13 protein-coding genes and 1 pseudogene are annotated in these 11,628 nt (G+C 72.1%); 5 read left to right on the forward strand and 9 right to left on the reverse strand.

Features of this window, described 5'->3' with window-relative positions; genetic code table 11:
- Positions 1–112: 112 nt before the first annotated feature.
- On the reverse strand, positions 113–718 hold the full coding sequence (locus MHW47_RS24240) for a lytic polysaccharide monooxygenase (RefSeq protein WP_239225892.1): 606 nt from the start codon (positions 716–718) through the stop codon (positions 113–115).
- 260 nt (positions 719–978) lie between these two features.
- Between MHW47_RS24240 and MHW47_RS24245 the strand changes: the two genes are divergently transcribed.
- Positions 979–1,767, forward strand: coding sequence for a calcium-binding protein (locus MHW47_RS24245; RefSeq protein WP_239225893.1), 789 nt, complete (start codon positions 979–981; stop codon positions 1,765–1,767).
- A 139-nt stretch (positions 1,768–1,906) separates the two neighbouring features.
- Here MHW47_RS24245 and MHW47_RS24250 read toward each other — a convergent pair whose 3' ends face one another.
- Complete coding sequence (locus tag MHW47_RS24250) at positions 1,907–2,338, reverse strand: RNHCP domain-containing protein (RefSeq protein ID WP_239225894.1); 432 nt, start codon at positions 2,336–2,338, stop codon at positions 1,907–1,909.
- 19 nt (positions 2,339–2,357) lie between these two features.
- Complete coding sequence (locus tag MHW47_RS24255; protein ID WP_374230139.1) at positions 2,358–2,738, reverse strand: RNHCP domain-containing protein; 381 nt, start codon at positions 2,736–2,738, stop codon at positions 2,358–2,360.
- Between the two features lie 475 nt (positions 2,739–3,213).
- On the opposite strand from MHW47_RS24255, the pseudogene MHW47_RS24260 reads away from it, so the two are divergent.
- Positions 3,214–3,863, forward strand: a pseudogene (locus tag MHW47_RS24260) (NAD(P)-dependent oxidoreductase).
- Positions 3,864–4,008: 145 nt separating this feature from the next.
- Here the strand turns inward: MHW47_RS24260 and MHW47_RS24265 are convergent.
- From MHW47_RS24265 to MHW47_RS24285, 5 genes are all read right to left on the reverse strand, one after another.
- On the reverse strand, positions 4,009–4,308 hold the full coding sequence (locus tag MHW47_RS24265) for a DUF6342 family protein (RefSeq protein ID WP_239225896.1): 300 nt from the start codon (positions 4,306–4,308) through the stop codon (positions 4,009–4,011).
- A gap of 253 nt (positions 4,309–4,561) precedes the next feature.
- Positions 4,562–4,921: a zinc ribbon domain-containing protein YjdM gene (locus MHW47_RS24270; protein ID WP_239225897.1), complete on the reverse strand. Its 360-nt coding sequence runs from the start codon at positions 4,919–4,921 to the stop codon at positions 4,562–4,564.
- Between the two features lie 54 nt (positions 4,922–4,975).
- A complete protein-coding gene (locus tag MHW47_RS24275; protein WP_239225898.1) occupies positions 4,976–5,395 on the reverse strand; it encodes an ATP-binding protein in 420 nt (139 codons plus the stop codon).
- Between the two features lie 76 nt (positions 5,396–5,471).
- Positions 5,472–5,813, reverse strand: coding sequence for a metalloregulator ArsR/SmtB family transcription factor (locus MHW47_RS24280; protein ID WP_239225905.1), 342 nt, complete (start codon positions 5,811–5,813; stop codon positions 5,472–5,474).
- 210 nt (positions 5,814–6,023) lie between these two features.
- Positions 6,024–6,680, reverse strand: coding sequence for a hypothetical protein (locus MHW47_RS24285; protein WP_239225899.1), 657 nt, complete (start codon positions 6,678–6,680; stop codon positions 6,024–6,026).
- 240 nt (positions 6,681–6,920) lie between these two features.
- On the opposite strand from MHW47_RS24285, the gene MHW47_RS24290 reads away from it, so the two are divergent.
- Positions 6,921–7,988, forward strand: a complete 1,068-nt coding sequence (locus tag MHW47_RS24290) for a serine/threonine-protein kinase (protein ID WP_239225900.1) — start codon at positions 6,921–6,923, stop codon at positions 7,986–7,988.
- A 4-nt stretch (positions 7,989–7,992) separates the two neighbouring features.
- Here the strand turns inward: MHW47_RS24290 and MHW47_RS24295 are convergent, their stop codons facing one another.
- Positions 7,993–8,826 carry a hypothetical protein gene (locus MHW47_RS24295; protein WP_239225901.1) on the reverse strand — a complete coding sequence of 278 codons (834 nt, stop codon included), beginning with the start codon at positions 8,824–8,826 and terminating at the stop codon, positions 7,993–7,995.
- A gap of 259 nt (positions 8,827–9,085) precedes the next feature.
- On the opposite strand from MHW47_RS24295, the gene crtI reads away from it, so the two are divergent.
- Entirely contained in the window at positions 9,086–10,657 is a 1,572-nt protein-coding gene (gene crtI / locus MHW47_RS24300) for a phytoene desaturase family protein (RefSeq protein WP_239225902.1), read from the forward strand.
- Complete coding sequence (locus MHW47_RS24305) at positions 10,644–11,624, forward strand: phytoene/squalene synthase family protein (RefSeq protein ID WP_239225903.1); 981 nt, start codon at positions 10,644–10,646, stop codon at positions 11,622–11,624. The genes crtI and MHW47_RS24305 overlap by 14 nt, the downstream gene beginning before the upstream one ends.
- The last annotated feature ends 4 nt before the right edge of the window (positions 11,625–11,628 follow it).

The raw sequence follows: 11,628 nt of genomic DNA on the forward strand, positions 1-11,628 counted from the left end.
GCGGAAAGCCCTGCCGGGGCGAGGCGTCCCTCGCTCCGGCAGGGCTCGGCCGGCCGGACGGCGGCTCAGCTGTGTCCGGCCGGGACCGGCGCCGCGCGCGGCGCTTCCCGGCTCAGCCGAAGTTCACGTCACTGCACCACATGTAGGCCTGGTCGGTGTGCGAGGCCTGCCAGATCACGAACAGGACGTGGTGTCCGCTGTAGCCGGAGGTCTGGACGGGGAACGTGATGTCGGTCGCCGGTGCGTACCTGCCGGTCTGCGTGATGAAGTCGAGGTTGCCCCAGCCCAGGGTCTGGGTCTTGGGGTCGAAGCCCTGCTTGCTCACGTAGACCTTGAAGTAGTCGGCACCGTGGGACGCCTGGTCGCGCAGGTGCACCGAGAAGTTGTTGCCGACCGTGGTGGTCTTCCACGCCCCCGGCTTGTCCAGGCTGGCGTTGCGGGACAGGTTGTTGCTGCAGAGCGTCCCGTCGGGGGTCTTCGCCTGGAACTGGCCGCCGAGGCCGTCGCGCAGGGCGCTCATCCAGTTCCACATGGTGTCGCTGTTGGCCTGCCAGGCCTGCCAGCACATGGGGTCCTGCGTCTGCATGGCCGGGTCCATGTGGTGGCTGCCCCACGTCTCCCAGCACTGGTACGCGCGGGAGGCGGGCCCGACGATCGAGCCGTGGGCCTGGGCGGGCGTCGACCAGGCCAGCGCGCCGACGACGACGGCGAACAGCATCACGAGGGTCTGGAGCGGCCGGCGGACGTACGACCTCGAACGTCCGGTTAAGGGGATTCTGTTGTGCATGTGGGGGGAACTCCTTCCAGTGACAAGGCTGTTGTGGGAGCGCTCCCAACGGTACGGTCTTCGCCGCGCGTGTCAATAGTGGCGACGGCCGCCGGTCCCCGGTCCGATCCGCGCCGCCCCGGCGACCCGTCCATGGGTCGGATCGGGCCGGTGCGGGACGGTCCACCGTCACTCCTCCGGAACGAGGTCGCATGAACCGGAACCGAGCAACCGTCGGCGCTGTCGCCGTGACCCTGCTGTCCGCCGGCTTCGCCGTCGGCCCCGCGGGCCCCTCCTCCGCCGCCCCCGTCTCCCCCGCCGCCGGGGCGTCGGCGCGCGTCGGGGCCGACTGGGAGACGCAGTCGATCGTCTTCACCGCCGCTTCGCGGCAGGCCAACAACCTCAGCATCTACTCGATGTACACCAGCGACGGAATCCGCCGGATCGGCTTCAGGGACGTGGTCCCGCTGGAGCCGGGCGGGCACTGCGCGTACGGCACCCCCGGGGACACCATGGGCGTCGTCTGCGAACTGCCCGTCGACAGCGCGCGGCCCGACCGGATCGACGTCTTCCTCGGCGACCGCGACGACACGATCGCCGCCTTCACCCCGGGGATGAACGTCGTCAGCGGGGGCCCGGGCGACGACGAACTGCACGCCCACACCGCTCGCACGGTGCTCGGCGGCGCGGGGGACGACATGGTCATGGGGCCCGCGAACCTGTCCGGCGGCGACGGAATGGACCACCTCATGGGCGACGCCGGGAACCAGCGGATGTGGGGCGGCCGGGGCGACGACATGATCGAGGGATACGGCGGGGACGACCTCGTGGACGCCGGCCCCGGCGACGATCACGTCATGGGCGGCGACGGCCGCGACATCCTGCTCGGCGGCTCCGGCGACGACATGCTGTACGGCGAAGGCGGCGACGACTTCCTGCACGGCAGCAGGGGGAAGGACACCCTCGACGGCGGGGAGGGCCGCGACATCGTCCTGCCGTGACCCCCGCCCGCCCCGCCGGACCACACAGGCCCCGCCGACCGGGGCGATGACCGGCGGACGGGCAGGCCGATCCTCCGACACCCGGGAGGCGAAGCGCACGGGCACGTCGTCCGTGCGCTTCGCCCTTCCCGTGGTCAGGTCACAGCCGGAGCAGCGTGCGGCGGGCGACGCTGCTGTCCCGTATCGGTTTCAGCGCGAGGCGCACCAGGGCCAGTGCGTTGTCGTCACCGGCAATCCGGTTGGCGCTCAGCTCGCCGCAGGACCGGCACTCGTGAATGATCATCCATTCACCGTCGGGCCGTACGGACACGCTCAGCGCTTCCATCCGTCCCCGGCAGCCCGATGCCCGGTCACCCGGAATCCGGCGGTCGACGTGGAGGCTGGCCAGGCAGTTCGGGCAGTGATTGCGGTGGGTGGTACCGGGTGCGTCCAAGGACACGTCCAGCCGGCATGCCACGCATCTGAAGTCGTGGCGCCGGTGCCCGCCCCGGCGGTGCAGGACGTCCTTGTGCCGCTGGGGCCGCCGCGTCTTCTGGGTGCGTCTGCCGGAGTTGTTCGCTCGTCTCGGCACGGGTTCTTCTCCTTCCGGTCTACAGGTCGCCGAATGCTTCGAGCGGGAAGGGCGGTTGCGCCAGCGGCCGTACGGCCATGCGCATCAGGATGAGCTGGTTGTCGTCGGCGCAGATGGGGTTGGAGGTCAGTTCGTCGCAGCGCACGCAGCGGTGAATGACCATCCAGTCGCCGGTCCGCAGCACGGCTACGGAGATCGGTGACATGCGGCCCTGGCACGTGCTGGGGCCGCCCTCGACGTGGTCGAGCACATGCTGCGAGTGCAGGCACGACGGGCAGTGGTTGCGCCGTGTGCCGTCGGCGGTGGCGGCGGAAACCGTCAGGCCGCACCACGCGCAGGGGAATGTGCCGGCCAGAACGGTGTTCTGGGCGTGGGAGAGATTCTTGTCGGTACCGGACACCCGGAGGGCTCCTTGCTGAGAAGTCGGTCATGACAGCAAGAGCAGGCCGAGCGGCCTCGCCGGAGGAGCGCTCCCGCATCCCTCGACATCTGAGGGTCACGGGGGCGTCGGCAGATCACAGCACCGGAAGTCCGCGTCCGTTGGTCGTCCGTTCCGGACGGCTCAGGAAGACATGGCGGTTGGAGCCGTGCAGCGAGGCGCGCGGCGAGGGCCGGGGCACAAAATTCACTCCCTTGGCGGGCACGGAAGACCCGGGTGGTCCGACGGAACGGCTCACAGTAGCAAGGGCCCGCCGACGGGCGTCAAAGGAATATCGAGGCCCTGTTCCGCGCGGTGAACAGCGGAATCTCGCGTGGATCCCGGCACGTCGGCCCGTCCTGGAACCGCCCGGGCGCTACGAAGGTCATGATCCCGTCCGTATCCCCCGGAGGGGCCGCGCCGCCGGCCCCATCCCCTGTTGTGTGAGGAGCCCGTCGTGGCAAAGATCGCTCTCTTCGTGCCAACGGCACGATCGGCAGCCGTGTGCTGCGCGAGGCCCTGGACCGGGGTCATCTGGTCACCGCCGTCGTCCGCGACCCGGCCAAGGTCACCGTGTCGCACCCCCACCTGACCGTCGTCCGGGGCGACGTGCTCGACCCGCGGTCCGTGACGGCCGCGGCCGAGGGCCAGGACGTCGTCGTCAGCGCCGTCGGCGGCGGGGACGGGCCCGGCCACCTCGCCACCATCGAGCCCGCCGCGAAGTCCCTGGTCGCCGGGCTGCGTGCGCTCGGCGCCGACGCCCCCAGGCTGATCGCGGTCGGCGGGGCCGGGTCGCTCCGCACCCCGGACGGCAAGCTGGTCTGGGACGCCGAGGGGCTGCCCGAGTTCCTGCTCCAGATCATGCACGCCCACGGCGACGCGCTCGACTACTACCGCACCGTCACCGACCTCCGCTGGACCAACCTCAGCCCCGCCGCCACCATCCAGCCCGGCGAACGCACCGGCGGCTACCGCACGGGGCTCGACGACCTGGTCACCGACGCCGACGGCCAGAGCCTCATCTCCACCGAGGACTACGCGGTCGCCCTCATCGACGAGGTCGAGAACCCCCAGCACATCCGGGAACGCTTCAACGTCGCGTACTAGGGGGTGTTTCCGGCGGGGCGCCGGTCGTCCCCGCCGCGCGGCACTCGATGAGCCGCACCGGCTCAGGCGGAAGGGCCCGCACGACCTTGTCGGCCGTGCGGGCCCTCCTCGGGCCGGTAGGGCGGTTGCCCCGGAAGAAGTCACCTCAGTACTGGAGGTCCTTCTGATCGGTGATCAGCCGGCCGGCGATGTGCAGGTTCCCGTCCGAGTCAAGCACCGCGATGATCTTCTTCGTGGAGCCGTGGTGGGTGGTGAAGTAGATCTTGTCGGCCTCCTGCGAACTGGAGTAGTTCGTGTTCACCGACAGCTCGATGCTCACCGGGGAGCTGATGAGAACGTCCTTCTTGGGCGAATGCGGATACACCTGGTTCTGGCGCAGCTGGACGCGCCCGTGCGTCTCCCCCTCTTCCCAGTCCGTCGCCAATCCGAGATCGACGTCAGCCATGCGACTTCCCCCTTCGCCTGCGGTGGATGAGCCTTCGGTCCGGGCCACGAGAGCCACCCGAAACCAACGCAGAACCTATACGCAGCGCCCACAGACCGTGACACAGAGTCTCGCGGATGACCGGATTTTTACGCGGAAAGTCCGGAATTACGATTTAAGACATCCCGCAGGGGAGATGACCGAAAAGGGAGTTCGAGAAGCGTCGCGGCACGTCACCCGCGGGTACGACGTCAACGGGGCCGGGTGGACCGGGTCAGGCCTTCTTGACCACGCTGGACTTGAGCTGCATGGAGCCGAACCCGTCGATCCTGCAGTCGATGTCGTGGCCGTCGACCCCGTCCACCAGGCGGATGTTGCGCACCTTCGTGCCGGCCTTGATCCCGGACGGACTGCCCTTGACCTTCAGCGTCTTGACCACGGTCACGGTGTCGCCGTCGGCGAGTACGTTGCCGACCGCGTCCCTGATCACCCCATCGTCGCCGGCGGCGCCCTCGGCCGTCGCCGGCGACCACTCGTGGCCACACTCCGGGCAGACCAGCAGCGCGCCCATCTCGTAGGTGTACGCGCCGGAGCACTCGGGGCACGGCGGCAGCAACTGGGTGTCGTCGCTCATGGTGTTCTTACGTCCTTGTCTGTTCCGGCGAACTTGTTTTGATTCCGGCGGGCTCTAGAGGGGCAGGGTGATCCAGATGCTCTTGCCCCCGCCGTCCGCGTCTCCGCGCACGACGGCGGAGCCGCCCAGGCCCAGGGTCAGTTCCATCACCGTGCCCAGGCCGCCGGGCTCGGTGAGCGAGGAGCGCAGGGCGGGCTGGTGGGGGTGGCGGTCGTGGACGCCGAAGGCGAAGGTGTGGGCGCCGGCCGCGTAGATCACCGTGAGGTTCGGCGACAGGGCGGCGGCGTGCTGGACGCCGTTGGCGACCAGTTCGGACAGGATCAGCAGCGCCGGATCGACGGCGGGGTGACCCCGGTTGATGCCCCATTCGGCCAGGACCTGTTCGGTGGTCTCGCGGGCGATGCGGACCGCCGCGCCCCTCGCGGGCACCGTCAGCACATGGCGCAGCGGAAGGCCCTCCAGCCCGGCCCTCACCGGACCGCCTCGCCGGCGGACGCGGCGGGCGGCAGCCCCTCCCGGTGGAGGTGGCGGCCCCGGGCGGCGCATGTGCTCACCGTGCGGCGTCCTCGGCTCCTCGCAGCTCCTCGAGGAGTTCGGTCTGGCCGGCCAGCATTTCGGTGAGGATGCGGCGGGCGGCCCGCATCAGATCGGCCACGTCCCCGCCCGCCAGTTCGTAGACCACGGTCGAGCCCTCACGCGTGGAGACCACGATGCCGGAGCGGCGCAGCACCGCCAGCTGCTGGGAGAGCGCCGAGGGTTCGATCTCGATCGCCGTCAGCAGGTCGCGGACCGGCATCGGCCCGTCCTGCAGCAGCTCCAACACGCGGATGCGGACCGGGTGTCCGAGCATCCGGAAGAACTCGGCCTTGGCCTGGTACAGCGGAACCGGCACGGTCTTCGTCACCCCTCACCTCTGCGGCCCCCCGGGGCGGCGCCCGGGGCCGTGCCCGCGGCTACCTGCGGGCACGGCGAGCACATCATGTAGTGAATTGAAGAATTTTGCAATTCGTGGACCGAGGGGGCCCGGGAGGGGTGGGACGACCGCGGGCCGGGCGTCCGTTCGCGACGGGACGCCCGGCCCGCGCGGTGCGGGAGTGAGGGGTCAGTTGGACCAGAGGACCGGGCTGTCGCGGTACGCGTCGCCCTCCTCGAACGCGGCGACGGCGACGGGGTCGGTCTTCGTGGCGCTGAGCGAGCAGGTCTCGTACGAGGCGCCCTTGGTGGTGAAGTCGCGGGGCGCGGTTTCGCTGTCGCACTTGCCCGGAAGGTCGCCGATCAGGATGACGCCCGTGGGGCCGCCGCCCGCCAGTTTGCCGCGCAGCCTCAGCGACGAGTAGGACAGGTCGGTGCCGCCGACGTTCTCGACCTTCATGCGGATGAAGTAGGGCGTCATGCCCTTCGCCTTGTCGCCGAAGCGGGCCATGTCGGCCTCGGTGCCCTTCTCGATCGCCGTGACCGTCACGGCGACGGTGCCCGTCTTGGAGGTGCCGTACTTGAAGGGGAGGATCGCGCGTTCGCCGATCTTGAGCTTCGTGCCCGGCGCGGCCACGTCACCGCCGGGCGCGGGGCTGGACTTCTCGCTCGGCTCGGCGGACGGGCTCTCGCTGCTCGGGGCGGACGGGCTGGACGAGGCCGGTGCGGAGGCCGAGGGCGTTTCCTGGACCGAAGCCGAGTCGTCGCCGTCGTTGCAGGCCGTGAGCCCGAGGCTCAGGGTCGTGAGGGCGGCGGCGGCGAAGACGATGCGTCCCTTGTGTGTCATTTTGGCCTAACTCGCGGTGAGGCTGTGCTGAGCGACAGCCGAACGTACAAGAACCGGGCGCGTCGGGGGCGGCACGGTGACGGTGGTGCGGTGGTGCGACCGTCAGGCGTTCCCCGGCGTCCACCTCAGCCTGGGACACGAATGACACAGGACGGTCCCAGCCGGGGCACAGCCGCGCGACGGGGCGGCCGGGCCGGGAACGGCCTGCCTTCCTGTACGTCGAGGGCATACGTTGGGGGCATGTCCCACGGTCTGCGCCTCGCCCGTCACAGCGCGGTCTCCACGTCCCTGGCCCTGTGCGGTGACCAGGAGCTGCGCCGGCTCGTGGACGCGGCCGCGCCGCTCGGGTGCGGGATCGGCGGGAAGTCGGCCCTCATGGAGGTCGCCGGTACCCCGGTCTTCGTGAAGCGCGTGCCCCTCACCGACCTGGAGAGGCGGCCCGAGCACGTCCGGTCCACCGCGAACCTCTTCGAACTGCCCGCCTTCCTCCAGTACGGCGTCGGCGCCATCGGCAGCCCCGGCTTCGGCGCCTGGCGGGAACTCGCCGTCCACACCATGACGACGAACTGGGTGCTCGCGGCGGAGTGCGAGCGCTTCCCCCTGATGCACCACTGGCGGGTGCTGCCCGACTCGGCGCCCCTGCCCGGGGAACTGGCCGACGTGGACCGGGCCGTCGCGTACTGGGGCGGCGGGCCGCAGATACGCCGCCGGCTCGACGCCCTCCAGCAGTCCTCGGCCTGCGTCGCGCTGTTCCTGGAGTACATCCCGCACAACCTGCACCAGTGGCTCGGCGCCCAGGCCGCCGCCGGGGGCGAGGCCCTCGACCGGGCCTGCCTCATGGTGGAGAGGGAACTGGCGGCCGGCCTCTCGTTCATGAACGACGGCGGCCTCCTGCACTTCGACGCGCACTTCGAGAACATCCTGACCGACGGCCACCGCCTCTACTTCGCCGACTACGGCCTGGCGACCTCCTCCCGGTTCTCGCTGTCCCCCGGCGAGGTCGCGTTCTTCGAGCGGCACCGGGCCTACGACCGCTGCTACACCGCCACGCATCTGGTGAACTGGTTGGTCACCGCGCTGTTCGGATGCGCGAGGGAGGACCTGGACGGCCGGTACGAGCTGGTCCGCGCCTTCGCCGGGGGCCGGCGCCCCACCGGAGTCCCGGTGGAGGCCGTGGCGATCCTGACCCGGCACGCGCCGGTCGCCGCCGTGGTGTCGGACTTCAACCGCACGTTCCGGCGCGAGAGCAGGCACACCCCCTATCCGCTGGAGGAGATCCACCGGCTCGGGGCGAGCGGACGAGGGTGATCCCTCAGCGACGCCACCACGGTTCCCGTACGTAGAGACTCGCCTCGCCCGTGCACGCGTCGCCGTTGGTGATCTCGTGGGTGTCCAGGTTCCAGCCGACGACGCCGTTGCCCTTGCGGCCGAGTTCGATGAGCCGGTTGCTCTCGGTGTGCGTGCCGGCGGTGACCTGGCACCGGACGATCGACGTCCAGGCCCGGCCGTCCAGCGCGGCGGCGAAGAACAGGACCGGGAGCGCGACGGCGGTCAGCAGCAGCGCCACCCACTGCTCCAGGGCCGCCAGGCGGCGCAAGGCCGGCGACGGCTCGTAGCCATGGCCGTCCTCAGCTGATCCGGAGGGCGTACGGCGGTCGGGGTGCGACCGGTGGCGCCGTCTGCCGGTGCGGTACTCCACGACGACGCCCTTGCGCAGTGCGTACGCGGCGAGCGCGGTGCCGAGCCCCCACCAGGGACCGAAGAAGCCCGCGATGACCACTCCCATCGCGGCCGGGGCGACCACGGTGAGCGCCACCCTCCGCAGCGCGCGGAGGAACCCTCCCCGCACGGGGACGGCGCCGCGTGCCGCGAACAGGGCGAAGACGAGACGGGAGACGACGACGGCCAGCACGGAGGCGAGCAGCGGATCGGTGAGGATCATGCCGATCAGGACGTCGGGCCAGTTGGCGGGTTCCATGCCGATGAACACGTCCCGGGCCGCCGCGCCGCCCCCGACGGTGTACGCGACCTTCGTCACCGGCACCGCGAGTGCCACCGCCAGCAGCACGGTGTGCCCGGGGCCGCCCTTGCGGTCGGCCGACCGGGCCTCGTGCTCGTCGTCCCGCTCGGTACTCGTCTCCGTCATGGGCGATCCCCCGCTTCCGCAACGGCTGGGACGAGCGCGCGCCCTCGCCGCGCCCGCGCAGCAGCCTCGCCCGCCGCCGGGCCCCGGGCGACCGGTGTTACGCCGGCTGGTGCAACGCGTGCCCGCCGGGACGCGGTGGCCCACGGGGCGGGTGTACGCCGACCGGAGGACTCCGGGGACGACACGCCGTCAGAGGCTGGGCGTCCGGCAGGGGGCGGGGTGAGATCGGGCCGCGTGCGGTCGGAAGGGAGGGCGTCGTGTGAGGCGTGTGCCGGGATCGGTGGAGCATGTCGTTGTCGTGGGGGCCGGGCTGTCCGGGCTGGCGTGTGCCCTGCACCTGCTGGGGGCCGGCCGCCGGGTCACCGTGGTGGAACGGGACACGGGGCCCGGGGGCCGGGCGGGGCGGGTGGAGCTCGGCGGGTTCCGGATCGACACCGGGCCCACGGTGCTGACCATGCCCGAGCTGGCCGACGAGGCGTTCGCCGCGGTCGGCGACAGCCTGTACCGCCGCGTCGAGCTGACGGCCCTGCGTCCGGCGTACCGGGCGTGTTTCGCGGACGGTTCCTCCCTCGACGTGCACACCGACGGCGACGCGATGGAGGCGGAGGTGCGGCGGTTCGCCGGGCCGGGGCAGGCGGCGGGCTACCGCGAACTGCGGCGGTGGCTGGAGCGGGTGTACCGGGCGCAGATGCGCCGATTCATCGACACGAACTTCGATTCGCCGCTCGCGCTGCTCCATCCCGATCTGGCCCGGCTGGCGGCACTCGGCGGGTTCGGCCGGCTGGATCGCCGGATCGGCCGCTTCCTGTCGGACGAGCGGCTGCGCCGGGTGTTCTCGTTCCAGTCGCTGTACGCCGGAGTGGCGCCGGCACGGGCGCTCGCGGCGTACGCGGTGATCGCGTACATGGACACGGTCGCGGGCGTCTGGTTCCCGAAGGGCGGCATGCACGCCCTGCCGCGTGCCATGGCCGACGCGGCGGCGGACGCCGGCGCCGAGCTGCGCTGGTCGGCCGAGGTGAGCACGCTGGAGCGGTCGGGTGACCGGGTGCGGGCCGTGCGGCTGGCCTCCGGGGAGCGGCTGGCCTGCGACGCGGTGGTGCTGACCTGCGAACTGCCCGCCGCCTACGCGCTTCTGGGCCGGCAGCCCCGGCGGCCCGTACGCGTGCGGCACTCGCCGTCCGCCGTGGTGCTGCACGCCGGTACGGACCGCACCTGGCCGCAGCTCGCCCACCACACGCTCTCGTTCGGCGCCGCGTGGGAGCGGACCTTCGACGAGCTGATGCGCCGGGGCGAGCTGATGAGCGACCCCTCGCTGCTGATCACCCGTCCGACCACGCACGATCCGTCGCTGGCGCCGCCGGGCCGCCACCTGCACTACGTCCTCGCGCCCTGCCCCAATACCGAGACCGGTCCCCCGGCCGCCGCGTGGCGGGACCTCGGTCCGCGCTACCGCGACGGGCTGGTGCGCGAACTCGAACGCCGTGGCCTGGACGGGTTCGCGGACAGTGTGCGGCAGGAGTTGCTGGTCACCCCGCTCGACTGGACGGCTCGGGGCCACTGCGCCGGTACGCCGTTCTCGCTCGCCCACTCGTTCGCCCAGACCGGCCCGTTCCGTCCGCGCAATCTCGTACGGGGCACGCGGAACGTGGTGCTCGCGGGGTGCGGGACCACACCGGGCGTCGGGGTGCCGACCGTCCTCCTCAGCGGCAAGCTGGCCGCCGCGCGGATCACCGGCGGCGGCGCCTCGCGGCCCCGTACGGCACGCGCGCCCTCCTCCGCAGGCCGCGAGCCCGCCCTGCCGGCCGGGGCGGGTGCCCATGACCCGGCGTGAGCTGGACGCGGCCGGGATCACCGATCCGGGGCTGCGCCTCGCCTACACCCGGTGCCGCAGGCTCAACGCGCGGCACGGGCGCACCTACTTCCTCGCCACCCGGCTGCTGCCGCCCGAGCGGCGCTCCGCCGTGCACGCCCTGTACGGCTTCGCGCGCTGGGCGGACGACATCGTCGACGACCTCGACCGGCACCGGGTGCCCGCGGAGCGCGACCGGCTGCTGCTCCGGCTGGAGCACGATCTCGTACGGGGGCTGCGGACCGGCTCGGGGGACGAGCCGGTGGTGCGGGCGGTCGCCGACACCGCCGCCCGGTACGGCATCGGGCACGACCTGTTCGCCGATTTCCTGGCGTCGATACGGGCCGACCTGACCGTCACCGACTACCCCACCTATGCCGACCTGCAGAAGTACGTGCACGGTTCGGCGGCGGTGATCGGTCTGCAGATGCTGCCGGTGCTCGGCACGGTCGTGCCCCGCCGCGAGGCCGAGCCGCACGCGGCGGCGCTCGGGGTGGCGTTCCAGCTCACCAACTTCGTACGCGACGTGGGCGAGGACCTCGACCGGGGCCGCGTCTATCTGCCCGCCGACCTGCTGGCCTCGCACGGCGTGGACCGGCCGCTCCTGGAGTGGAGCCGGCGCACCGGACGGACGGACGCGCGCATCCGGGCCGCCCTGGTGGACGCGGCGGAGCTGACACGGGGGGTGTACCGGACGGCGGAGCCGGGGATCGGCATGCTCGATCCGCGGGTGCGCCCGTGCATCCGCGCCGCGTTCACCCTGTACGGCGGGATCCTCGACGCGGTCGCCGAGCAGGACTACCGCGTCCTGCACCGGCGTGCGGTGGTGTCCCGGCGGCGGCGTGCCGTCACCGCCGCCGCCGGACTGCTGGGGGTGGCCGGTGCCCGGTGGCGTACGCGGGGCCGCCGGCACGCGGTCGCGGCCCGGCGGAGGGAGGAGGCGCGGTGAGCCG

The organism is Streptomyces sp. OfavH-34-F (assembly GCF_022347745.1).
GTDB lineage: Bacteria > Actinomycetota > Actinomycetes > Streptomycetales > Streptomycetaceae > Streptomyces.

Excerpts from the sequence above, each read along its gene's own strand:
- MHW47_RS24245 (WP_239225893.1), top strand. The coding sequence starts at position 979 with ATGAACCGGAACCGAGCAACCGTCGGCGCTGTCGCCGTGACCCTGCTG.
- MHW47_RS24285 (WP_239225899.1), bottom strand. The coding sequence starts at position 6,680 with ATGACACACAAGGGACGCATCGTCTTCGCCGCCGCCGCCCTCACGACC.
- MHW47_RS24295 (WP_239225901.1), bottom strand. The coding sequence starts at position 8,826 with ATGACGGAGACGAGTACCGAGCGGGACGACGAGCACGAGGCCCGGTCG.
- MHW47_RS24240 (WP_239225892.1), bottom strand. The coding sequence starts at position 718 with ATGCTGTTCGCCGTCGTCGTCGGCGCGCTGGCCTGGTCGACGCCCGCC.
- MHW47_RS24270 (WP_239225897.1), bottom strand. The coding sequence starts at position 4,921 with ATGAGCGACGACACCCAGTTGCTGCCGCCGTGCCCCGAGTGCTCCGGC.
- MHW47_RS24265 (WP_239225896.1), bottom strand. The coding sequence starts at position 4,308 with ATGGCTGACGTCGATCTCGGATTGGCGACGGACTGGGAAGAGGGGGAG.
- MHW47_RS24290 (WP_239225900.1), top strand. The coding sequence starts at position 6,921 with ATGTCCCACGGTCTGCGCCTCGCCCGTCACAGCGCGGTCTCCACGTCC.
- MHW47_RS24305 (WP_239225903.1), top strand. The coding sequence starts at position 10,644 with ATGACCCGGCGTGAGCTGGACGCGGCCGGGATCACCGATCCGGGGCTG.